Genomic DNA, 23,022 nt, shown 5'->3' with positions numbered 1-23,022 from the left:
CCGTAGGGTTCGAAATCGGTAGTGCCGGCCGCTGGCCGGCTCCGCAATGATCCAGCCGTGCCACGAGCCGGCCAGCGGCCGGCACTACCCTCCATCGACGTTGCGAGGCGCCGGCCAGCGGCCGGCACCCCGTCACAGGTCAACCACGATTGACCTGCGCATAGACAGTGGAGCTCATCCCGAACAGCTTGATGAAGCCTTCGGCCTCCTCCACGCCCCAGTCGGCCGACTGCGCGTAGGTGGCACCCTTGGTGTTGAGCAGGTGCGGCGACTTCACCGCCACTGCATCGACGCGGCCACCGCGGGTTTCCAGCACCACTTCACCGTTCACCTTGGCCTGCGAGGACTTCAGGAAAGCTTCGATGTCGGTCTTCAGCGGGTCGTGGTAGAAACCTTCGTACACCAGCTCCACCCACTTGCGTGCAACGTCCGGCTTGAAGCGGTTCTGCTGCTTGGTCAGCACCGCATCTTCCAGCGCGCGGTGTGCGGCCAGCAGCGAGACCAGGCCCGGGGCCTCGAACACGATGCGGCCCTTCAGGCCGATCACGGTGTCGCCGGTGTAGACGCCGCGACCGACGCCGTACGGGGCGAACAGCTTGTTGAGCTGGGCCAGGATCTGGTCGCCCGGCAGCGCCTTGCCGTTCAGTTCAACGGCTTCGCCTTCAACGAACTTCAGGGTGACGGTCAGCGCCTGCTCCGGCCACTCGCTGCGCGGTGCGCACCAGCCACGGGCGCCCTCGCCCGGGGCTTCCCAACGGTCGATCTCGCCGCCGGACATGGTCAGGCCCAGCAGGTTCTCGTTGATGGTGTAGGCCTGCTGCTTGGCGCGCACGCCGAAGCCGCGCTCTTCCAGGTACTTCTGCTCGTAGGCGCGGGTCTGGGTGTGTTCCTTCTGGATCTCGCGGATCGGCGCGATGATCTGGTAGTCACCCAGCGCCTTCACGGCCAGGTCGAAGCGGACCTGGTCGTTGCCCATGCCGGTGCAGCCGTGGGCGATGATGTTGGTGCCCAGTTCGGCGGCACGCTTCAGCGCGGCATCGACGATCAGGTAGCGGTCCGAGACCAGCAGCGGGTACTGGCCCTGGTAGCCTTCGCCGGCCCACACGAACGGCTTGACGAAGCCTTCCCAGATGGCCGGGCCACCGTTGACGGTGACGTGGCTGGTCACGCCCAGTTCGGCGGCGCGCTTCTCGATGAAATCGCGCTCTTCATCATCCACGCCGCCGGTGTCGGCGAACACGGTGTGCACGTTGTAGCCGCGCTCCTGCAGGTACGGCACGCAGAAGCTGGTATCCAGGCCGCCGGAGAAGGCGAGAACGACGTCTTTGTTGCTCATGGGAGTCAGGTCCACTTGGGGGATGGGAATTCGGTAGAGCCGACCGTTGGTCGGCTGGAATGATGGATGCGCCGCTGCGGGAGCAGCCGACCAACGGTCGGCTCTACCCCTTGTTCGATCTAGCGCCCGGCAACCGCCGCCATGATCGCCTTCTGCACGTGCAGGCGGTTCTCGGCTTCGTTGATGGCGATGCACTGCGGCGAATCCATCACCGCGTCGGTGGCCTTCACGTTCCGGCGCAGCGGCAGGCAGTGGCTGAACACACCGTTGTTGGTCAGTGCCATCTTCCGCTCGTCCACGATGAAGTGCTTGAACTGGTCGCGGATCGGCTTCTCCGGCTCCCAGTTGCCGAAGAACGGCAGCGCGCCCCAGCTCTTGGCGTAGACCACGTCGGCGCCGGCGTAGGCGCTGTCGATGTCATGGCTGATCTTCAGCGAACCGCCGCTCTCGGCCACGTTCTGCTCGGCCCAGCCCATGTAGCGATCGTCGAGGATGTAGTCGGCGGTCGGGCACAGCAGGGTCACGTCCATGCCCATGCGGGTGGCGATGGTCAGTGCCGAGTTGGCCACGGCGGTGTTCAGCGGCTTGGGGTGGTAGGTCCAGGTCAGCACGTACTTCTTGCCACGCAGGTCCTGGGTGCCGAAGTGCTCCTGCAGGGCCATGACGTGGGCCAGTTCCTGGCACGGGTGGGTGATGGTCTCCATGTTGATGACCGGCACCGGCGAATACTTGGCGAAGCTGTTGAGGACGATGTCCTGGCGGTCGTAGGCCCAGTCGATGAACTTGGGGAACGCACGCACGGCGATGATGTCGCAGTAACGCCCCAGCACCTTGGCCACTTCCGCAATGTGCTCCTCGGTATCGCCGTCCATCACCGTGCCGAGGTTGAACTCGATCGGCCACGCATCCTTGCCCGGCTGCAGCACCACCGCGTGGGCGCCGAGCTGGAACGCGCCCAGTTCGAAGCTGGTGCGGGTGCGCATGGAGGGGTTGAAGAACACCAGCGCGATCGACTTGCCCTTGAGCTGGTCGCCGAGCTTGTTGCGCTTGAACAGCGCGGCCTGGGTCAGCAGCGCGTCAAGATCGCTGCGGCTCCAGTCCTGGGTGTTCAGGAAGTGCTTGGGGGACATCATCTTTCCTTGCGTGGCGGCGCCGGGTTCGACGCGGTGGAAGGGAAAAGCAGGAAGCAAAGGTGGATCGAAAAGGTTGCAGTTGCAGCTTTCAGCACATGCATTTTTGAAGCGCGGAAACGAAAAAACCCAGCCGGCGGGCTGGGTTTTTTTCGGACGAACAGCAGAAAGCTCCGGTTACCCAGCGAGGATGTGGGGTTCCGGTCGACGCGCACGCGAGGTCATGCCCGACGCCTGTCGGGCTGCGCTGCTGTCGTGCTGGAAGTCGGTGAGCTTCATGGCCGCCAATCTTTGCATGCGGCCGGGGCCGACGCAAGGGGCCGGGGTCGCAGAATCAGGGATTACCGGCGGCGCCCTGCTCGGGGCCGACCCAGGGGGTGATCGAAACCCGGATCTTCAGCCGGTTGCCGGGGTCCTCCGGCAGGCGCGACCGGTACTTGGTGCCCTTGTAGACGTAATCCACGTCATAGGCGATCGGCCGGCGGAATTCACGCCCGACCGGCACGATGCGGCAGTCGCGGGTCAGCATCGGGCCGTTGTTGGCCGGTGCCGGGGCAGGCGTCTCGGCGGCGGTCTCCTCGGAGACCTCTTCATCGCTGCGCTTGAACATCGAGCGCACCGAGTCCCAGAAGCGGCTGATCCGGCCCTTGTCCTCGACCGGCTCTTCACCGGTGACGTTGACCGGGGCCAGGGTGCGGGTCGAGATCGGCTCGCAATGCTCCTCGGTGCGGGTCGCGCGCAGGGTCTGGAACACCGGCTCGACGTTCAGCACCTGCGCATAGTCGAACTTCACGTTCTCGACGATCACCACCCGGTTGCGCGGCTCGGCCTCCTGCGCCTGGGCCACGGCGGCCGTCGCCGACAGGCAGGCCAGGGTCAGCAACGCGGTGGATTTCAGTGGCGACGGGAGCAAGGACACGGCAATAGTGTAGGCAGTGACGAGCGCAAGGGGCTGAACATTACCCGTCCACGCCGCTCCTGCCCACCCCACCTTGGGTGGAGCCGGCGTCCACCGGTGGCAATCGGCGCCCCAAAGCGGGCCGACACGTTCTAAAATCACAGGCTTGTCCCCCAGCCACAGCCCCATGACCCTGCGCCTGCACAACAACCTGACTCGCCAGCTCGAACCGTTCACCCCGCTCGATCCGGCCTGTCCGACCCTGTATGTGTGCGGCCCCACGGTCTACAACTACGTGCACATCGGCAACGCCCGTGGCCCGGTGGTGTTCGGGGTGCTGGCCGATCTGCTGCGGCGACGTTTCGGTGGCCTGCGCTACGCGCGCAACATCACCGACGTGGACGACAAGATCAACACCGCTGCACGCGAGCAGGGGGTGCCGATCAGCACCATCACCGACAGGTTCGCCGCCGCCTACCGTGAAGACATGGCCGCGCTGGGCGTGGTGCCGCCGGACATCGAGCCGGAAGTGACTGCGCACATGCCGCAGATCATCACCATGATCGAGCAGCTGATCGCCAATGGTCATGCCTATGCCGCCGAAGGCCACGTGCTGTTCGCGGTGGCCAGCTTCGACGGCTACGGCAAGCTCTCGCGACGCGATCCGGAAGAGATGCTGGCCGGCGCCCGCGTCGATGTCGCCCCCTACAAGCGTGATCCGGGCGATTTCGTGCTGTGGAAGCCGTCCAGCGACGACCTGCCCGGCTGGGAATCGCCCTGGGGCCGCGGCCGCCCGGGCTGGCACATCGAATGCTCGGCGATGGCGGCCGCCCATCTGGGCGAGACCATCGACATCCATGCCGGCGGTGTCGACCTGCAGTTCCCGCACCACGAGAACGAGATCGCGCAGAGCGAATGCGCGCATGGCGGCAGGATCTTTGCCCGCTACTGGCTGCACAACGGCATGCTCAACTTCGGCGGCGCCAAGATGAGCAAGTCGCTGGGCAACATCGAGCGCGTACACGACCTGGTGCGCCAGCATCCGCCGGAAGCGCTGCGCCTGGCCCTGCTGTCGGCCCATTACCGGCAGCCGCTGGACTGGTCCGATGGCCTGATCGAGCAGTCGGTGCGCACCCTGGACCGCCTGTACGGCACGCTGCGCGAGCTGGCGTCGATCGAAGCCAGCGCGGTGATCCCGGCCAGCGTCGAGGCGACCCTGGATGACGACCTGAACACCCCGCAGGCGCTGGCCGAAGTGGCCCGCATCGCCGCCGATGCACGCCGCGCCACCGACCCGGCCGAACAGGCACGGCTGAAGGGCGAGCTGCTCGGCGCCGGCCTGGCGCTGGGCCTGCTGCAGGCCGATCCGGCGCAGTGGTTCGGTACCGCTGCGGGCGATGACGGCGACGATGCCCGCATCCAGGGCCTGATCGACGAGCGTGCTGCGGCCAAGAAGGCGCGTGATTTCGCCCGTTCCGATGCCATCCGCGACCAGCTGGCCGCCGAAGGCATCGTGCTGGAAGACACCCCGCAGGGCGTGCGCTGGTCGCGCAAGCGCGGCTGACCTGCCCTGCCCCGTGGCCGGCCCGCCGGCCACGCCCCCACTGTAGAGACTGTTGTGACCGACTCCCCGTTCCCGCTTGAACCTACCGCCGCCGAGGCCCAGACCGCCATCGCCGAGGAATTCGGCTTCTTCGGCGACTGGTCCGAGCGCTACCAGTACCTGATCGACCTCGGCCGCAAGCTGCCCGCCTTCCCGGACGAATGGAAGACCGAAGAGCACCGCCTGCTCGGCTGCCAGTCGATGGTCTGGATCGTGCCGGAAGGCAACGCGCAGTCGCTGCGCTTCCATGCCATCAGTGATTCGGCCATCGTTTCCGGCCTGATCTTCCTGGCCCTGCGCGTGTACTCCGGGCGCTCGGCACAGGAAATCCTGGACACCGAGCCCAGCTACATCCAGGACATCGGCCTGGCCCGTCACCTCTCCCCCACCCGCAGCAACGGCGTGGCGGCGATGCTGGCCTTCATCCGCGAGACCGCGCAGGCCCAGCTGCAGCGCGACCCGTCGTGAGCGAGCCTGCCACAGCCGAAGACACCGCGCTGGGCCTGCTGTCCCGGCCCGGTTTCGCCAAGCTGCTGGCCTACCGCATCTTCGCGATGCTGTCCTACCAGGTGGTGGCGGTCACCGTCGGCTGGCACATCTACGAAGTCACCCGCAATCCGTTCTCGCTGGGCCTGGTCGGCCTGGCCGAGGTGCTGCCGTTCTTCTGCGTGGCACCGTTCGCCGGCTATCTGGTCGACCACCTGCCGCGCCGCCGGCTGGGCATGGTCGCCTGTTCCGGGCTGATCGCCACGGCGCTGGTGCTGACCGGCGTTGCGACGGGTTGGCTGCCGTTCGAGGGCGTGTGGCCCATCTATGCGGCCATCGCGCTGACCGGCATGGTCCGCGCCTTCCTGTCGCCAATCTACAACGCACTGTTCGCCCGCGTGCTGGCCCGCGACCAGTTCGCGCGTGGCGCCGGACTGGGTGCCGTGGTGTTCCAGGCCGGCATGGTGGCCGGCCCGGCGCTGGGCGGCGTGCTGGTTGGCTTCGGCGGCAAGGGCCTGTCCTACGCGGTGGCTACGGCCTTTGCGCTGGTGGCGATGGCCTGCCTGGCCACGCTGAAAGTGGAGGAGCCGGTGCACACCGGTCCGGCCGCGCCGATCTTCAAGAGCATCGCCGAAGGCGCGCGATTCGTGGTCGGCAACCGGATCATGGTCGGCGCGATGGCGCTGGACATGTTCTCGGTGCTGCTGGGCGGCGTGGTGGCGATGCTGCCGGCCTTCCTGCACGAAATCCTGCACCACGGCCCCGAAGGCCTGGGCATCCTGCGCGCGATGCCGGCGCTCGGTTCGGTGTGCGTGGGCCTGTGGCTGGCCCGCCACCCGCTGCACCGCAATGCCGGCCGCGTGTTGCTGTTCGCGGTGGCGGGGTTCGGCCTGTGCGTGATCGGCTTCGGGCTGTCGCAGCACTTCTGGCTGTCGGCGCTGATCCTGCTGTTCTATGGGGCCTTCGATGGCGTTTCGGTGGTGATCCGCTCGACCATCCTGCAGTTGGCCACGCCGGAAGAAATGCGCGGACGGGTGTCGTCGATCAACGGCATCTTCATCAGTTCGTCCAACGAGCTGGGCGCGTTCTATGCCGGCACGATGGCCCGTCTGCTGGGGCTGGTGCCTGCAGTGGTGCTGGGTGGGTTTGCGGTGCTGAGCGTGGCCGGGATCACCGCGTGGAAGAACCCGACGCTGCGGAAGTTGAATCTTCGCGACCTGCAGTGAGCCTGCGAACAGCGGATTCGGCGGCGCCGGGCGTTTGGCTGGCCACGTCACTTTCCCTCGATGAATGGGTTTGTCACTTTCTTTGCGCGCGCAAAGAAAGTAACCAAAGAAACGCGCCGCCATCCGCGAGCCGGTGCTGCGCACCGGTGCCCTGCGCTCCTCGGTGAATCAGGGGACGGCGCCGAACTCGCTGCGCTCAAACAGCGGCGCCTCTTCGCCCCCGATTCCCCTGCGGTGCTCGGCTCGCTACAAGGCGGACCCAAGTCAACGGCCACAACTGCCCGTGCCAGCCACGGTCGCTTACCGACGATCCCCCAACAAAAAACCCGGCCGAGGCCGGGTTTTTCGCATGACCAGACAACGATCAGGAATCAGTCGCCCTGCTGCTTCTGCAGGTGCTCCCAACGCTCCTGGGCGTCGATGGTGCGTTCGGCGGTGAGGCGCGCTTCCAGGCGCTCCAGGCCGATTTCCTCGCCGGTGTCGACGCAGTAACCGTAGTCACCCGCTTCCAGGCGCTTCAGGGTGCTGTCGATCTTGCCGATCAGCTTGCGATAGCGGTCGCGGGTACGCAGTTCCAGCGAGTTCTCGGTCTCGCGGGTCGCACGCTCGGCTTCGTCGCCGATGTCACGCACTTCCTCGCGCAGGTTCTCGATGGTCTGCTTGGACTCTTCCACCAGGTCCGCGCGCCAGTTCTGCAGGCGCTGGCGGAAGTACTCCTGCTGCAGCGGGCTCATGTATTCCTCTTCCGAGGACGGCTTGTAGCCAGCCGGCAGGATCGGGCGGCCGGTGGCCTCGTCGGTCTTGTACTCGACCACCTTGTACTTGCTGCGCGGGGCCGGTGCCGCCGAGCGGGCGGCGACGGCCACGGCAACCTTGCCGACAGGGCGCGACACGGTCTTCGGGGCGGAATCGGATTTCACGGCGGTTTTGGCAGGCGATTTCGAAACGGGCACGGGATTCTTGGATTGCGGGGCCTTCGAGGCGGCAGGAGCGGCGGCCGGGGCCGGCTTGGAGGCCGGTTGGGCTGCTGCCACTGCCACGGTCTTGGCCGGGACAGGCTTGGCCGGAGCCGGCTTGGCAGCAGGCTTCGGTGCGGACTTCACTACTGGGGCCGGGGTCGGCTTTACGGCCGGCGCGGCAACATTCTTGGCAACCTTCTTTACAGCGGCAGGTGTGGCGACCGGCTTGGCCGCAGCGACCTTCTTTGCTGCGGGCTTGGCGACCGGCTTGGCTGCAGCCTTCTTCACCACCGCCTTCGGCGCCGGCTTGGTTGCTGCCTTCTTCGCCACTGGCTTGGCGGCAGCCTTCTTCACCGGCGCGGCCTTGCTGGCGGCCTTCTTCACCACCGGCGCCTTCTTGCTGGCAGCGGCAGGCTTGGCCTTGGCGGGCGCAGCAGCCTTCTTGGCCACCGGCTTGGTTGCCTTGACCGGCGTTTTCTTTGCGGTGGCCTTCCTGGCCGCCGGTTGCGAGGACGCTGCCTTGGTCGCCGGCTTGCTGGCCGGTTTCCTGGCAACGGGCTTTGCCGCCAACTTCTTCACAACAGGCTTGGCGGTTTTCTTGGCGGCCGTTGCGGCCTTCTTTGCAGTTTTTTTAGCAGCCACGAAACGCTCTTCCTTGGATTCCCCGGGGCCCGGGAAAGCGGGCCTTTATAGCCTACCCGACCCGCAGCAGCAACCTCGGCACCCTGCTCCATTCAGTCCTGGAGTCAAGGCGCCCTTGGAGGCAGTCCGACGAACACGGACCGCCTTGCGCGGTACGGAACCTGGCCAGCACCCGCAGGTGCTGGTACCGGTCGCAGGCCATCGGCGACATGCGACCAACGGCCCATCCTGCACAAATGCGGCCTTCATGCCAACTGGCATAAGATGACTGGGTGATCTCGCGCCTGCTCATTGCCCTGCTGCGCTTCTACAAGCGCTTCATCAGCCCCTTGCTGGGGCCACGCTGCCGTTTCGTGCCGAGCTGTTCTGAATACGCGATGGAAGCCATCTCGCGGCACGGCCCGCTGCGCGGCAGCTGGCTGGCTGCACGACGGCTCGGTCGCTGCCACCCGTTCCATCCCGGCGGCTTCGACCCCGTGCCCGAGTCTCCCAACGCCCCCTCTTGCCGTTGCACAGGAAAACACTGACATGTCCTCCACCCTCATCACCAACGCCCGGATGGTCAACGAAGGCCGCACCTTCGACGGCGACCTGCGCATCGAGAACGGCCGCATCGCGCAGATCGGCAGCGGGCTGGCGCCGCGCGACGGCGAACAGGTGGTGGATGCGGCCGGACGCTGGCTGCTGCCCGGCATGATCGATGACCAGGTGCACTTCCGCGAACCGGGCCTGACCCACAAGGGCGACATCGCCAGCGAATCGGCCGCGGCCGTGGCCGGTGGCCTGACCAGCTTCATGGACATGCCCAACACCAACCCGCCGACGCTGGATTCGACCATCCTGGAAGCCAAGTACGAGCTCGCGCGCGGCCGCGCCTGGGCCAACTATGGCTTCTACCACGGCGCCAGCAATGACAACCTCGACGCGATCCGTGCCCTGGATCCGAAGAAGGCCCCGGGCGTGAAGGTGTTCATGGGTGCTTCGACCGGCAACATGCTGGTGGACAACCCGGAAACGCTGGATGCGATCTTCCGCGATTGCCCGACCCCGATCATCACGCACTGCGAAGACACGCCGATGATCGATGCCAACCTGAAGGCCTTCCAGGAAAAGTACGGCGATGCGCTGACCCCTGACATGCATCCGGACATCCGTTCGCGCGAGGCCTGCATCAAGTCGACCCGGCTGGCGATGTCGCTGGCGCGCAAGCACGGCACCCGCCTGCATGTGCTGCACATCTCCACCGCCGACGAGCTGGCGCTGTTCGAGAAGGGCCCGCTGATCCGCGCCGACGGCAGCCGCAAGCAGATCACCGCCGAGACCTGCGTGCACTTCCTGCACTTCGCGCGCCCGGACTATGCGACCAAGGGCAACCTGATCAAGTGCAACCCGGCCATCAAGGAAGTGTCCGACCGCGAGGCGATCACCGCTGCGCTGGCCGACGACGTGCTGGACGTGCTGGCCACCGACCACGCGCCGCACACCTGGGAAGAGAAGCAGAAGCCGTACGCGCAGGCACCGTCGGGCCTGCCGCTGGTGCAGTACGCGCTGGTGGCCGCGCTGGAGCGCGTGCACGAAGGCAAGCTGACCCGCGAACAGGTGGTGCAGAAATTCGCCCACGCGCCGGCACAGTTGTTCGACGTGGAAGAACGCGGCTTCCTGCGCGAAGGCTACTTCGCCGACCTGGTGCTTGTGGAAGACGTGCCGTTCACCGTCAAGCGCGAGGACGTGCTGTCCAAGTGCGGCTGGTCGCCGTTCGAAGGCACGACCTTCCGTTCGCGCGTGGCCTCCACCTGGGTGAACGGCCAGCTGGTGTGGGACGGCAGCAAACTGGTGGGCGAGCCCGCCGGCCAGCGCATGACCTACGACCGCTGATGCGCGCGGCTCTATTTACCGGGGCGCTGCTGCTGGCGGCACCCCTGCTCAGCGTACCGTCGGCTCACGCGCAGGATGGCATCGGCAGCCTGATCGACAGCCGCGTGGTGTTCCCGGCCAGTGCGTCGCAGGGCGCACTGGTGATCGGCAAGGTGCCCGCCGGCAGCCGCGTGCAGTACGCCGGTCGCCAGCTGCGGGTGAGCGGCTACGGCAGCGTGGTGTTCGGCATCGGCCGCGACGAGAAGGGACCATTGCGCGTGCAGGTGCAGCGCCCTGATGGCGGCAGCGAGACCGCGACCATTGCGGTGACGCCGCGCGACTGGCCCACCGAGCGGGTCAACGGCGTGCCGCCGAAGACGGTCAATCCGCCGCCGGCGATTGCCGAGCGGATCAAACGCGAACAGGCGCAGGTGACCGCCGTGCGTGCCCGCGATGACGACCGCACCGACTTCACCCAGACCTTCATCTGGCCGGTGCAGGGCCGCATCAGCGGTCGCTTCGGCAATGCGCGCGTGTACAACGGGCAGCCCGGTGCCGGTCATTCCGGCATGGACATCGCGGTACCGACCGGCACGCCGGTGAAGGCACCGGCCGCCGGCATCGTCACCTTCGCCGGGCCGGACCTGTACCTGACCGGCGGTACGCTGCTGCTCGACCACGGTTTCGGGGTCAGCTCCAACTTCCTGCACCTGTCGCGCATCGACGTAAAAGTTGGCGACCGTGTGGAACAAGGCCAGGTGATCGCCGCAGTCGGCGCCACCGGCCGTGCCACCGGCCCGCACCTGCACTGGGGCATGAACTGGTTCGATACCCGTATCGATCCGCTGCTGGTACTGGAACGCAAGTAACGCGCGCAATGCGCTTTGGTGGGTGCCAACCTTGGTCGGCACAACCTCACAGAGCGTGCGGACCAAGGTCCGCACCCACCAGAAGCAGTCAACAGCGCCGATCGATCAACCGCGCGCGGCCCACCACACGCGCAACAAGGTGCGCACCGGGGTCGCTTCAATCGGCTTGCCTGCGGCCTGCGCGGCAACGCGGGCGCGCGCAAGGCTGGACCACACACGGCGCGGGCGCGGGCCGGGCACGCGCGTGCCCCAGCCCTTCAACAGATGCTGCGCCCAGCGCTGTGCAGCCGTGCTGGCATCACCGTCCAGCAGGCTGCGCGGCACACCGGCCACGCCGGCATCCTGCAGGCGCTGGGCCAGGGTCTGCAGCTGCACCGCGCGACCGGCACCGGTGCGCGGCTTGTCCGCGAACAAGGCCGCCTCGACCGCGGCCACGGCTTCAGCGTAGTTGGCCAGCGCACGCTCGGCACTGGCGGCGTCCAGCGCGACGGTGCGTGCTTCAACCAGATCCGGCAGCGCCTCGGCCAACTGCGCCCACGGCGCACGCACCGGCTCCAGCAGGCGGCCCAGTGGATGGCGCGAACGATGCCCGGCCCAGCTGCGCAGCTCCTCGCCCCACCATGCCAGCTTGGCATCGGCCGGCAGCGGATCGCCGCCGGTATTGAGCATGTCGTCGAACTCCTGCAGCAGCGCGAACCACGCCACGGCAAGCTCGCGTTGCGATTCGGCCACGAACGGGGCGGCCACCGACCATTCCGGCCAACGGCTGCGCCACTTGTCGAGGAAACTGTCCAGCGCGGTACTGCTCACTACGTGATTCCTTACGGCTGGGCCGGGGCTGCCGGCCGGGTCGGCCAGAGACTGGCCAGTTGCAGAAGTTCGGCGTTCTCGACCAGCACGTCGGCCTGCCAGGCCAGCGGGTCGTCGCTGTGCAGGCGGTAGCCCCACAGCGCCGCCACCGACGGCATGGCGGCAGCGCGTGCGGCGATGATGTCGCGCTCGTCGTCACCCACGTACACGCAGTCTTCGGCGGCAATGCCAATGGCCTGCGCAGCGTGCAGCAGCGGCAGCGGGTGCGGCTTGCGTTCGGCCAGGCTGTCACCGCCGACCAGCACCGCGCAGCGCTGCTGCCAGCCATGCTGCGGCAGGATCAGGCGCGCCAGGTACTCGGGTTTGTTGGTGACGATGCCCCACACCGTACCGGCCTCATCCAGCGCGGCGAGCATGCCGGCCACGCCGTCGAACAGCACTGCGTGCTGGCCGATCGACGCTTCATAGCGCTGCAGGAATTCCGGGATCAGTGCATCGCGCGCAGCGGCATCCAGGTCCGGGAACGCGGCCGAGACCATCGCCCGCGAGCCCTTCGACACCACCGGGCGCAGTGCGGCCGGATCGATGGGTGCACGACTACGTTCGGCCAGCATCGCGTTGCAGGTGGCGACGAAGTCCGGCGCGCTGTCCAGCAACGTGCCATCCAGGTCGAACAGCACCGCACGCGGGAAGCGGGCGGAGGTCATGCCGGCTTGACCGCGTAGGCCAGGTAGTTGATGTCGGTGCGGCTGCTCAGGCGGGCGTGGTTGCGCCACGGCTCGTAGGCCATGCCGCTGACGTCCACCAGCTGCATGTCGGCCTCGCGCAGCCAGCGCGCCAGCTCGGCCGGCTTGATGAATTCCTGGTAGTGGTGCGTGCCCTTGGGCAGCAGCCGCGCCACGTACTCGGCACCGACAATCGCCACTGCGAAGGCGGCAGCGGTGCGGTTGATGGTCGACAGGAACAGGTGGCCGCCCGGCTTCAGCAGGCGCTTGCAGGCCTCGATGATCGCGCCCGGGTCTGGCACGTGCTCCAGCATTTCCATGCAGGTCACCACATCGAAGCTGCCCGGCTGCTCGGCGGCCAGGTCCTCGGCGGCCTGCACCCGGTAATCGACCTTGGCGCCGCTTTCCAGCGCATGCAGGCGCGCGACCTTGACCAGCTCCGGGGCCAGGTCGATGGCGGTGACGTCGGCGCCGGCCTGGGCCAGCGCTTCGCTCAACAGGCCGCCACCGCAACCGATGTCGAGTACGCGTGCGCCGCGCAGCGGAACGCGGTCGGCCACGTATTTCAGGCGCACCGGGTTCAGCGCATGCAGCGGCTTCTGCGGGCCGTCAGCGTCCCACCAGCGGTTGGCCAGCGCGGCGAACTTGTCCAGCTCGGCCTGATCGAAATTGGAGGAAGCGTGGGGGGCAGTCATGAGGGAGTCCTTGCGGCGCCGGGGTTCAGGCGCGGATATGACGGATGCGCTCGCGCCACTGGCGCGCGTTGGCGATGATGCCCGGCAGGTCCATGCCGACCAGCTCGCGCTGCACCAGCTTCGGCTTGCCGGCGATCCAGACGTCGCTGACCTGCTGGCGGCCGGTGGCGTACACCAGCTGCGACAGCACGTTGTGCAGCGGCTGGGTTTCCAGTGCGGACAGGTCGACGCAGACCAGGTCGGCCTGCTTGCCGACTTCGATCGAACCGATGCGCTCGCCGAAGCCCAGCGCGCGGGCACCGCCCAGGGTGGACGCGCGCAGCGTGGTCGCCGCGTCCAGCGCGGTGGCGTCATCGGCCACGGCCTTGGCCAGAATCGCCGCGGTGCGGTTCTCGCTGAACATGTCCAGGTCGTTGTTGCTGGCGCAGCCGTCGGTGCCGATCGCCAGGTTCACGCCGGCGCGCTGCAGGGCGCAGGCCGGGCAGAAACCGGAGGCGAGCTTCAGGTTCGATTCCGGGCAATGCACCACGCTGACGCCACGCTCGGCGCACAGGTGGATTTCCGCATCAGTCAGCTGGGTCATGTGCACCGCGATCAGGCGGTCGTTGACCAGGCCGAGGCGATCCAGCCGCGCCAGCGGGCGCTGGCCGTGCAGCCTGATCGAATCGTTGATCTCCTGCGCGGTCTCGTGGGTGTGCAGGTGCACCTGCATGTCGAGCTGGTCGGACAGCATCCGCACCCGCTCGAAGTTGGCATCGTTGACCGTATACGGCGCATGCGGCGCGAACGCGGTGCCGATCAGTGGATCGGTGCGCCACTGGTCATGCAGTTCACCGGCCTTGGCGAAGTACTCGTCGTCGGTCTTGGCCCAGGCGGTGGGGAAATCGATGATGACCGCGCCGACCAGCGCGCGGAAACCATGCTTCTTGTAGACGGCGGCCTGCACATCGCCGAAGAAGTAGTTCTCGTTGGCGCAGGTGGTGCCGCCGCGCAGCATCTCGGCGATGGCCAGGGTGGTGCCGTCGGCGACGAATTCGGGGCCGATCACCGCCGCTTCCACCGGCCAGATGTGCTGCTGCAGCCAGGTCATCAGCGGCAGGTCGTCGGCGACGCCGCGCAGCAGGGTCATCGGGTTGTGCGTGTGCGCATTGACCAGGCCCGGCATCAGCGCCGCCTCGGGGCGGCTGACCACCTGGGTGGCGCGGAACCGTGCGCGCGCCTCGGCACGCGGCAGGATGGCCACGATCTCGCTGCCACGCACGGCAACGGCATGGTCTTCCAGCACCACCGCATGCGGCTCGATCGGAACGACGTAACCGGCTTCGATGAGCAGGTCGCAGGCTTCGGGGAGGTGCGGGCTATCGCTCATGCGGGCTCACTGGCTGGGGGGCGGCGAGATACTTCTGGGGGACACGCCCCTGAGTCAGGGGCTGCCGCGAAGCGGCGGGGTCTGGAGACCCGTGAAGCGGGGGCCCATGATCTGCCGAAGCAGATCATGGGAGCGCCAGCGCGAATGCGATGGCGCGTATCCGGCCAGCGGCCGTCACTACCGTAATCCGGCTGCGCCGGATTACTTGACGCGTGCGGAGTATTCGCCCGAACGGGTGTCGACGCGGATCACTTCGTCCTGGTTCACGAACAGCGGCACGCGGACCACGGCGCCGGTTTCCAGGGTGGCCGGCTTGCCGCCGCCGCCCGAGGTGTCGCCACGGACGCCCGGATCGGTTTCGGTGATCTTCAGCTCGACGAAGTTCGGCGGCTGCACGAAGATCGGCTCACCGTTCCACAGGGTGACCACGCAGGACTCCTCGCCCTTCAGCCACTTCTCGGCGCCGCCCATGCCGGCCTTGGTGGCCTGGACCTGCTCGAAGGATTCCGGGTCCATGAAGTGCCAGTACTCGCCGTCGCTGTACATGAAGTTCATGTCGGTATCGACGACGTCGGCTGCATCCAGCGAGTCGGTCGACTTCATGGTCACTTCCTGGGTACGGCCGTCCTTGATCAGGCGGTACTTCACGCGGGTGAAGGCCTGGCCCTTGCCCGGCTTGACGTATTCGGTGTCGATGATGACGGCCGGTTGGTTGTTGACCAGGATCTTCATCCCGTTCTTGACGTCGTTCATGCCGTAGCTGGCCATGCGTAAACTCCTGAGTGGCAAAAACGCCGCGGGTGCGGCGAGCCGTTAGAATGGAAAGCCCACCGGATGCCGGTGGGCGACTGTTTTTCTGCCCCCATGATAACCGCAGGCCCCCTCTCCATGCAGCTTTCCGCCTTCCCCCGGCCCCAGTCGCCAGGCGCGCCCGCGCGCTGGCAGCAGCTCTGGCGCCAGGCACTGCGCGACCCGCAGGCGCTGCTGGCCCGGCTGCAGCTGGACCCGGCGGCACTGGGCGTCTCCGAAGCGGCCATGGCCCAGTTCGCGCTGCGCGTGCCGGAGGGGTTCGTGGCCCGCATGCGCAAGGGCGATCCGGCCGATCCGCTGCTGCGGCAGGTGCTGCCGATCGACGAGGAAATGCGCCCGGCGCCCGGGTTCAGCTTCGATGCGGTGGGTGATGGTGCCGCCAAGAAGGCCACCGGCGTCATCCAGAAGTACCGTGGCCGCGCCCTGCTGGTGGCGACGGGCAGCTGTGCGATCAACTGCCGCTACTGCTTCCGCCGCCACTTCGACTATGGCGCGGAAAACGCTGCCAAGGGCGGCTGGCAGGAGGCCGTAGCCGCCATCGCCGCCGACCCGGACATCGACGAGGTGATCCTGTCCGGCGGTGACCCGCTGTCGCTGGCCACGCACAAGCTGGTCGAGCTGACCGACGCCCTGCGCGCGATCCCGCATATCCGCCGCCTGCGCATCCATACCCGGCTGCCGATCGTGCTGCCCGAGCGCGTGGACGAGGAACTGCTGGCCTGGCTGGGTGGCCTGCCGTGGCCGCTGGCCATCGTGGTCCACGCCAACCACGCCAACGAATTCGACGCCAGCGTGGACGCCGCGATGGCGCGCCTGCGCGGCATCGGCGCCCAGCTGCTGAACCAGGCGGTGCTGCTGCGCGGGGTCAACGACAGCGTGCAGGCCCTGCAGGACCTGAGCGAGCGCAGCTTCGCCGCCGGCGTGCTGCCCTACTACCTGCACCAGCTGGACCGGGTCGAGGGCGTGGCCCACTTCGAAGTGGACGACACCCGGGCCAAGGCATTGATTGCCGGGTTGACCGCGCGCCTGTCCGGCTATCTGGTCCCGAAGCTGGTGCGCGAACTGCCCGGCGACCCGAGCAAGCGCCCGGTGTAATTCCGTAGCGGGGTCAGATCCCTTTTCCTGCGGAAAAGGGATGACCCCCGGCACAACGTCAATCGGTCAAACGCCCGATTCGATCATCCGCACCACTTCGGTGGCGGTGACCGGGTGGCTCAGCCAGTAGCCCTGCCCCAGATCGCAGCCGCGCTGCGCCAGCAGTTCGAACTGCGCCTGCTGCTCGATGCCCTCGGCCACCACCGTGATGCCCAGCGCGTGGGCCATGGCGATGATCGCCGTGGTCAATGCGAGGTCGTCGGGATCACGCTGCATGTCGGCCACGAAGCTCTTGTCGATCTTCACGCCGTCCACCGGCACCTGGCGCAGATGACTGAGCCCGGAGAAGCCGGTGCCGAAGTCGTCCAGCCATACCTTCACGCCGGTGCGGTGCAGCTTGTCCAGCAGCTGCGCGGCGACCATCTCGTCACCGATCACCGCGGTCTCGGTCAGCTCCAGATGCAGGCGCGACGCTGGCAGCCCGGACTCATGCAGGCATTGCGCGACCAGCGCCGGCAGTTCGCCGCCGCGCAGCTGCCGCGGTGACACGTTCACCGACACGAACAGGTCGTCGCCTGCCACGCCACGTGGCCATTGCGAGGCCTCCATGCAGGCCGCACGCAGTACTTTCGGGCCGATGATCTCGATCAGACCACTCTGCTCGGCCACCTCGATGAACACCGATGGCGGTATCGTGCCCAGGGTCGGATGCTGCCAGCGCAGCAGCACTTCGACGCCGACCATGCGGCGGTCGCGCATGCGGAAGATCGGCTGGTAGGCCAGGCGCAGTTCGCCTCGCTCCCAGGCCCCGCGCAGCTCCTGTTCCATATGCACGCGACGTTCGACCGCGTGGTCCATCGCCCGGCTGTAGTAGCGATAGCAGTTCTTGCCGGCCATCTTCGCCTGGTACATGGCGATGTCGCCGTTTTTCAACAGGGTGGTCGCATCGGCCGCATCGTCGGGGAACAGGGTCACGCCGATCGAGGTGCCCAGGAACAGCTCCCTGCCCTGCACCACCAGCGGCCTGCCCAGCTCGCGCACCAGCACTTCGGCCAGCAGCCGCGCGTTGGCGGCCACATCACCGTCGCCCACCAGGATCACGAACTCGTCACCGCCGAAGCGGGCCAGCAGGGCCTCGTCGCCGCCTGCCTCCGCAACGGCGCGGCCGATGCGCTGTGCGAACTGCAGCAACGCCTCGTCACCGGCCTCATGGCCAAGCGTGTCGTTGACCCGCTTGAAATCGTCGATGTCGGCGAACAGCAGGCCCAACCGGTGATTGGCGGCACGCGCCGCCATCAGCCGATGGTCCAGCGCTTCGCGGAATGCCAGCCGGTTGGTCAGCCCGGTCAGCGCGTCGGTATAGGCCATGCGCCGCACTTCACGGTCATGGCGGGCGATCGCATCGCGCATGCGGGCGAAGCCGCGCACCAGCTCACCCACTTCGTCGTCACGGGTGTTCTCGGCCAGGGGCGTCTGGTAGTCACCGGCCTCGATGCGGCGCGCGGCCGCGGCCAGATCGCGGATCGGCGCGACCAGCGTGCGCTGCACGTACAGGATCACCACCACGCCGATCACCACCAGCAACCCCAGCATCAGCAGCAACCAACCCAGGTGGCGGCTGCCGACCAGTTGCAGGCGCTCGCCAAGGGTGGCGTTGGCCGCCTGTTCGCGTTGCTGCACTTCGTCCAGCGCCATGCCGACGCGGACGCCGCCGATGCGCTGGTTGCCAACCATGATCGGCATCGTGTTGTCCAGCACCTTCGGCGATTCCTGCACCAGCAAGGCCTGCGCCGCCGCAGCCTTGGGTGCCAGGGGATCGGCCATCGGCTGGCCGAATCCCGGGACCTCGACCGAGCCGTCGTGCACCAGCCGGCCGCGCTCGTCGAACACCAGTACATAGCGCACCACCGGCTGTCGCGCCGTGCTGCGCACCAGCACGCCGACCTGGTCCAGGTCGCGGTAATACAGCGGGTTGGCCAGCGCATCGGACAACTCGCGTGCCATCGCCTCGCCGCGGCTGCGCACGCTGCGGTCGAACAACTCATGGATGACGCCACCGCTGAGGGTGCGCACCTCGCTCTGCATCGCCGTCTGGCGCCCCAGCAGCACCGCCAGGATGGCGACCACCACGACCATCGCTCCGCCCATCGCCAGCAGGAACCGGGCCTGCATCCCCGAGCCGAGCCACTTCATTCCACTTCCATCCGCACGCGCGTCAATCCTTGTTTCAATTCATCCAACCGCTGCTGCGCATGCGCATCGACACGGTGGAAACCGGAAGTGCCAAAAAACCGATGCAACGCACCCTGTGCCTGCGGGTCGCTGGCGGCCTGCAGCAGGACTTCCTGCAGGCGGTCGCGCACCCGGGCATCGAGGTCGGCGCGGACCATCTCCACCGCACGCGGGTAGGGTTCGGTGCGCAGCAGTTCGCGGAAATCGCGCCGGAATGCAGCCGGCACCCGCCGCTCGTCGTTCCAGTCCACGCTGCTCACCGCCCCCACATCCGCCATCCCCTTGTGCACGTACGTCGCGATGTTCAACTCGCTGCGCGCGAACACATACCCCACGCTGTCACGCCCGGGCACGTCCCAGACCCCGGCCAGGATCTGCGGCGACAGGCCATGGTTCAGCAGAGTCATCACCGGCACCAGGTAGGCGCTGGTGGATGCCGTGTTCTGCAGGGCCAGGCGATGGCCGCGCAGATCCTGCACCCGCTGGATGGGACTGTCGCTGCGCACGAAGAACACCGTCTGGTATTCGCGCACCCCGTTGCGCTCGGTCAACAGCAGCGGCCGCGCACCACTGCGCTGGCCCAGTGCCACCGCCGTACCGGAGGTTTCCGTGACCCAGTCGACCCGTCCCCGCCGCAGATAGCTGGCCATCTGCTGCGGGTCGCGGGCCATCAGTACCCGCCCCTCCTGGATGCCGACGTCATGCATGCGCGCCACCACGTAGTCCAGCAGGGGTTGCAGCTGCTCGTAGTGAGCCTGGGGGTCATCGCTGATCCGGCCCAGCACCAGCACCGGATCCGGTGCTGCATGCACGGCTCCGGCCAGCAGGACCATGGCCAGGCTCAGCAGTCCCCCCTGCATTGCCTTTCGCAGACCCGACACAGACGTCATCCCCCCCTGGGTATCCAGACAGACTACCCGAAAAAATGAGAACGTCGTCAGCTGTCCTTGCTGCCGGCCTGGGCCAGACGCGCCATGCGCTGGGTGTCGGCGAGGATGCCACGCAACAGGCGCACTTCCTGCTCGCTCGGCTCGCTGCGCAGGAACAGGCGGCGCAGCTTGCGCATCGCCGATTCCGGCGCGCGGCCCTTGTGGAAATCGATCTCGTCCAGGGTGTCGCCGAGCTGGGCGAAGAAGCTCTCCATCTGCTCATGGCTGGCGGCCTGTTCGCGGAAGCCCGGCTCGGCGTCGGCGGCCGGCTGCGCGCCCAGCAGCTGCATGCGCGTTTCGTACGCCAGCACCTGCACGGCGGCGGCCAGGTTGAGCGAGCTGAACTCCGGGTCTGACGGGATGTGCACTGCGGCGTGGCAGAGCTGCAGCTCCTCGTTGGTCAGGCCGGTGCGCTCGCGGCCGAATACCAGTGCGACCTCGGCACCTTCGCCCGCCTTGGCCACCGCACGGGCAGCGGCATCGGCCGGCAGGTACTCCTCCAGCTGGACGCGGCGGGCACGGGCCGTGCAACCCAGTACCAGGCGGCAATCCGCCACGGCCTCGGCCAGGGTAGCCACCACCGGAGCGTCCCCCAGCACGTCTTCGGCACCGGCCGAGCGGCGGAAGGCCTCCTCGTCCAGCGGCTTTTCGGGGGCGACCAGCACCAGGCGGGCCAGGCCCATGGTCTTCAGGGCGCGGGCGGCAGCCCCCATGTTGCCGGGGTGCTGGGTACCGACCAGGACGAATCGGAGGCGGGTGGCGGCGGGAAACTGGGACATGAACAGGGAAAAGGTCGAGCTGGACGATGACCAATGGTAAACTGTGCGGCCGGCCACTGCGCCGGACCCGCTCTTTTCCCCCGCCAGTCCATCTCTTCTGCCTTTCCGGGAGCCCACGCCATGCAGAAACCCGCCGTCACCGTCATGGTCAAGGCCGCCCGCCTCGCCGGCAACGTCCTGTTGCGCAACATCAACAAGCTCGAGGCACTGAACGTGGTGCAGAAGGGCCGGATGGACTACGCCAGCGAAGTGGATGCGGACGCGGAAAAGGTCATCGTCAAGGAACTCAAGCGCGCCTACCCGGATTACGGCATCTTCGGTGAAGAAGGTGGCGTGCAGGGCGAGCGCCGCCAGATGTGGGTCATCGACCCGCTGGATGGCACCAGCAACTACCTGCGCGGCGTGCCGCACTACTGCGTGTCGATCGCCCTGGTCGAGAACGGCGAGCCGACCGATGCCGTCATCTTCGATCCGCTGCGCAATGAACTGTTCACCGCCAGCCGTGGCGCCGGCGCCGTGCTGAACGACCGCCGCATCCGCGTGGCCGACCGCAAGGATCTGGAAGGCACGATGATCCACACCGGCTTCGCCCCGCGCGAACGCAGCCGCGCCAGCGCGCAGCTGAAGTCGGTCGACACCCTGCTGGTCCAGGCTGAGGACATCCGCCGCACCGGTTCGGCCGCGCTGGACCTGGCCTACGTGGCCTGCGGCCGCGCCGACGCCTATTTCGAAGCCGGCGTGAAGGCGTGGGACATCGCTGCCGGGCTGCTGCTGGTCCGCGAGGCGGGTGGCAAGGTCTGCGACTTCAAGGGCGCGACCCTGGGCCGGATGGACAACCGTGGCCCGGAGACCCACCAGATCGTTGCCGGCAACCTGAAGGTGGCCGAGTCGCTGCAGAAGGTGCTGGTGAACACGGGCTACGCGGCGGAGTTCGACGCGAAGTTCTGAGGTTTCGCCTGAAGCGGTTCATGGAGACGGCACCTGCGAAGGTGCCGTTTTCGTTTGTGCGCACGAAGAGTCATTTCCGCGACCGCGGAGGGGTGTCACTTTCTTTGCGCGCAAAGAAAGTAACCAAAGAAACGCTCCGCCAGCCGCGAGCCGTCGCTACGCGACGGTTCCCTGCGCTTCTCGGAGAATCAGGGGACGGCGCCGAACTCGCTGCGCTCAGACACCGGCGCCTCTTCGCCCCTGATTCCCCTGCGATGCTCGGCTCGCTCAAGGCGGACTGGAAGGTCAAGATCAAGGGCAACAGCATGCACGCGTGGCATGGATCAACCGGGTGCCGCTGTGGCATTTGACCTTGGGTCCGCCTTGAGCGAGCCGAGCACCGCAGGTCCGGCGAGGGCGGAGAGGTGCGGGTGTCTGAGCGCAGCGAGTTCCCGCACCGTCCCTCGACGGGCCGAGGAGCGCAGGGTACCGGCGTGCGCAGCACGTCGGCTCGCGCCCTGGCGGCGTGTTTCTTTGGTTACTTTCTTTGCACGAGCAAAGAAAGTGACACCTCCCCGCAGGCGCGGAAACGATCCGCCGGGCACGATCCGGCATCAGCAATGCACCGCGCAAACAAAAACGCCCGGCGCGGGGCCAGGCGTTCCTGCACTACCGTAGAAGTACGGAGACTTACGCCACCGTCGACGCCCGCAGCGCGGCGATGCGCTCTTCCAGCGGCGGATGGCTCATGAACAGCTTCTTCGCCGTCGAACCAGCAATACCGAAAGCGGCAATCTGGGTCGGCAGCGTGCTCTGGCCGTGGTTCAGCTGCAGCCGCTCCAACGCGGCGATCATCTTCTGGCGGCCGGCCAGCGAGGCACCGCCGGCGTCGGCGCGGAACTCGCGGTGGCGCGAGAACCACATCGAGATCATGGTGGCGAACAGGCCGAACACCATCTCCAGCACGAACACGATGATGTAATAGGCGAAGCCACGGCCGCCGCCTTCGCGGTTACCCGACAGCGCGCTGTCGATGATGCCGCCGACCACGCGGGCCAGCACGATCACGAAGGTGTTCAGCACGCCCTGCAGCAGCGCCATGGTGATCATGTCACCGTTGGCGACGTGGGCGATCTCGTGGCCCAGCACCGCTTCGGCCTCGTCTTCGCTCATGTTGTGCAGCAGGCCGGTGGACACCGCCACCAGCGCGTTGTTGCGGTTGGCGCCAGTGGCGAAGGCGTTGATCTCCGGGCCTTCGTACACCGCTACTTCGGGCATGCCGATACCGGCCGCCTTGGCCTGGCGCTCGACGGTGGCCAGCAGCCAGCGCTCGGTCTGGTTGCGCGGCTCGGTGATCACCACCGCACCGGTGGAGCGCTTGGCCATCCACTTGGAGAGCAGCAGCGAGATGAAGGAGCCACCGAAGCCGAAGATCGCGGCCATGACCAGCAGGCCGCTCATCTGGCTTGGATTGACCCCGAGCAACGACATCACGATGCTGGCGAGAATCAGGACCGCGAAGTTGGTCGCCAGGAACAGGGCAATGCGGGTAAACATGGGAAAATCCGGCTCGGAAGGGGTCGATACCGGTCAATTTGCGGTGTGGTCAGCTTGAATTCAAGCGCCAACCTGACCGACGATTCAGCCA

Annotated in this window: 21 protein-coding genes; 8 read left to right on the top strand and 13 right to left on the bottom strand. The window is 67.3% G+C overall.

Annotated features, from left to right (window positions below; translation table 11 throughout):
- Positions 1-139 precede the first annotated feature (139 nt).
- The 3 genes from AC5P78_RS01710 to AC5P78_RS01700 form a co-directional block, all read right to left on the bottom strand.
- Positions 140-1,336 carry an argininosuccinate synthase gene (locus tag AC5P78_RS01710; protein WP_005410368.1) on the bottom strand — a complete coding sequence of 399 codons (1,197 nt, stop codon included), beginning with the start codon at positions 1,334-1,336 and terminating at the stop codon, positions 140-142.
- 119 nt (positions 1,337-1,455) lie between these two features.
- Positions 1,456-2,466: an N-acetylornithine carbamoyltransferase gene (locus AC5P78_RS01705; RefSeq protein ID WP_005410369.1), complete on the bottom strand. Its 1,011-nt coding sequence runs from the start codon at positions 2,464-2,466 to the stop codon at positions 1,456-1,458.
- Between the two features lie 334 nt (positions 2,467-2,800).
- Positions 2,801-3,364 carry a glycine zipper 2TM domain-containing protein gene (locus AC5P78_RS01700; RefSeq protein WP_024958440.1) on the bottom strand — a complete coding sequence of 188 codons (564 nt, stop codon included), beginning with the start codon at positions 3,362-3,364 and terminating at the stop codon, positions 2,801-2,803.
- Between the two features lie 187 nt (positions 3,365-3,551).
- Between AC5P78_RS01700 and cysS the strand changes: the two genes are divergently transcribed.
- From cysS to AC5P78_RS01685, 3 genes are read left to right on the top strand one after another with little or no spacing between them, the layout of a single operon-like run.
- Positions 3,552-4,928 (top strand): cysteine--tRNA ligase, encoded by a 1,377-nt coding sequence (cysS, locus tag AC5P78_RS01695; protein WP_005410371.1) that lies wholly within the window; start codon positions 3,552-3,554, stop codon positions 4,926-4,928.
- 54 nt (positions 4,929-4,982) lie between these two features.
- The gene (locus tag AC5P78_RS01690) at positions 4,983-5,435 is read left to right on the top strand and encodes a SufE family protein (RefSeq protein WP_005410372.1); all 453 of its coding nucleotides are present in this window, start codon (positions 4,983-4,985) and stop codon (positions 5,433-5,435) included.
- On the top strand, positions 5,432-6,679 hold the full coding sequence (locus AC5P78_RS01685) for an MFS transporter (RefSeq protein ID WP_005414014.1): 1,248 nt from the start codon (positions 5,432-5,434) through the stop codon (positions 6,677-6,679). The genes AC5P78_RS01690 and AC5P78_RS01685 overlap by 4 nt, the downstream gene beginning before the upstream one ends.
- A gap of 371 nt (positions 6,680-7,050) precedes the next feature.
- Here the strand turns inward: AC5P78_RS01685 and dksA are convergent, their stop codons facing one another.
- On the bottom strand, positions 7,051-8,280 hold the full coding sequence (gene dksA / locus AC5P78_RS01680) for an RNA polymerase-binding protein DksA (protein ID WP_005410374.1): 1,230 nt from the start codon (positions 8,278-8,280) through the stop codon (positions 7,051-7,053).
- Positions 8,281-8,552: 272 nt separating this feature from the next.
- On the opposite strand from dksA, the gene yidD reads away from it, so the two are divergent.
- Genes yidD through AC5P78_RS01665 form a run of 3 tightly spaced genes read left to right on the top strand, consistent with a single transcriptional unit; the run spans position 8,553 to position 11,003 of the window.
- Positions 8,553-8,807, top strand: a complete 255-nt coding sequence (gene yidD, locus AC5P78_RS01675; RefSeq protein ID WP_005414016.1) for a membrane protein insertion efficiency factor YidD — start codon at positions 8,553-8,555, stop codon at positions 8,805-8,807.
- A gap of 1 nt (position 8,808) precedes the next feature.
- A complete protein-coding gene (locus tag AC5P78_RS01670) occupies positions 8,809-10,155 on the top strand; it encodes a dihydroorotase (RefSeq protein ID WP_005410375.1) in 1,347 nt (448 codons plus the stop codon).
- Positions 10,155-11,003, top strand: a complete 849-nt coding sequence (locus AC5P78_RS01665; protein ID WP_175422413.1) for a M23 family metallopeptidase — start codon at positions 10,155-10,157, stop codon at positions 11,001-11,003. The genes AC5P78_RS01670 and AC5P78_RS01665 overlap by 1 nt, the downstream gene beginning before the upstream one ends.
- A 105-nt stretch (positions 11,004-11,108) precedes the next feature.
- Here AC5P78_RS01665 and AC5P78_RS01660 read toward each other — a convergent pair whose 3' ends face one another.
- From AC5P78_RS01660 to efp, 5 genes are all read right to left on the bottom strand, one after another.
- Positions 11,109-11,813 carry a squalene/phytoene synthase family protein gene (locus AC5P78_RS01660; RefSeq protein WP_012480837.1) on the bottom strand — a complete coding sequence of 235 codons (705 nt, stop codon included), beginning with the start codon at positions 11,811-11,813 and terminating at the stop codon, positions 11,109-11,111.
- 11 nt (positions 11,814-11,824) lie between these two features.
- A complete protein-coding gene (locus tag AC5P78_RS01655; RefSeq protein WP_043035353.1) occupies positions 11,825-12,520 on the bottom strand; it encodes a phosphoglycolate phosphatase in 696 nt (231 codons plus the stop codon).
- The gene (gene ubiG / locus AC5P78_RS01650) at positions 12,517-13,233 is read right to left on the bottom strand and encodes a bifunctional 2-polyprenyl-6-hydroxyphenol methylase/3-demethylubiquinol 3-O-methyltransferase UbiG (protein ID WP_005410379.1); all 717 of its coding nucleotides are present in this window, start codon (positions 13,231-13,233) and stop codon (positions 12,517-12,519) included. The genes AC5P78_RS01655 and ubiG overlap by 4 nt, the downstream gene beginning before the upstream one ends.
- A gap of 25 nt (positions 13,234-13,258) precedes the next feature.
- Positions 13,259-14,602: a TRZ/ATZ family hydrolase gene (locus tag AC5P78_RS01645; protein ID WP_049397343.1), complete on the bottom strand. Its 1,344-nt coding sequence runs from the start codon at positions 14,600-14,602 to the stop codon at positions 13,259-13,261.
- 201 nt (positions 14,603-14,803) lie between these two features.
- The gene (efp, locus tag AC5P78_RS01640; RefSeq protein WP_005410381.1) at positions 14,804-15,370 is read right to left on the bottom strand and encodes an elongation factor P; all 567 of its coding nucleotides are present in this window, start codon (positions 15,368-15,370) and stop codon (positions 14,804-14,806) included.
- 96 nt (positions 15,371-15,466) lie between these two features.
- Here efp and epmB point away from each other — a divergent pair, with 96 nt between their 5' ends.
- Complete coding sequence (gene epmB, locus AC5P78_RS01635; RefSeq protein ID WP_099470238.1) at positions 15,467-16,507, top strand: EF-P beta-lysylation protein EpmB; 1,041 nt, start codon at positions 15,467-15,469, stop codon at positions 16,505-16,507.
- 66 nt (positions 16,508-16,573) lie between these two features.
- On the opposite strand, the gene AC5P78_RS01630 is transcribed toward epmB, so the two are convergent.
- Genes AC5P78_RS01630 through AC5P78_RS01620 form a run of 3 tightly spaced genes read right to left on the bottom strand, consistent with a single transcriptional unit; the run spans position 16,574 to position 20,447 of the window.
- Positions 16,574-18,700: a putative bifunctional diguanylate cyclase/phosphodiesterase gene (locus AC5P78_RS01630; protein ID WP_049430192.1), complete on the bottom strand. Its 2,127-nt coding sequence runs from the start codon at positions 18,698-18,700 to the stop codon at positions 16,574-16,576.
- Complete coding sequence (locus AC5P78_RS01625; protein WP_049404638.1) at positions 18,697-19,629, bottom strand: phosphate/phosphite/phosphonate ABC transporter substrate-binding protein; 933 nt, start codon at positions 19,627-19,629, stop codon at positions 18,697-18,699. Before AC5P78_RS01625 ends, AC5P78_RS01630 begins: the two co-directional genes overlap by 4 nt.
- A 47-nt stretch (positions 19,630-19,676) precedes the next feature.
- Positions 19,677-20,447, bottom strand: coding sequence for an RNA methyltransferase (locus AC5P78_RS01620; protein WP_005414025.1), 771 nt, complete (start codon positions 20,445-20,447; stop codon positions 19,677-19,679).
- 120 nt (positions 20,448-20,567) lie between these two features.
- On the opposite strand from AC5P78_RS01620, the gene AC5P78_RS01615 reads away from it, so the two are divergent.
- Positions 20,568-21,395 carry an inositol monophosphatase family protein gene (locus AC5P78_RS01615; RefSeq protein WP_005410386.1) on the top strand — a complete coding sequence of 276 codons (828 nt, stop codon included), beginning with the start codon at positions 20,568-20,570 and terminating at the stop codon, positions 21,393-21,395.
- Positions 21,396-22,064: 669 nt separating this feature from the next.
- Here AC5P78_RS01615 and htpX read toward each other — a convergent pair.
- Complete coding sequence (gene htpX, locus AC5P78_RS01610) at positions 22,065-22,931, bottom strand: protease HtpX (RefSeq protein ID WP_005410387.1); 867 nt, start codon at positions 22,929-22,931, stop codon at positions 22,065-22,067.
- Between the last annotated feature and the right edge of the window lie 91 nt (positions 22,932-23,022).

The organism is Stenotrophomonas sp. YJH_SMC_133, from assembly GCF_059370655.1.
This window is presented reverse-complemented; position numbering and strand designations above follow the sequence as displayed.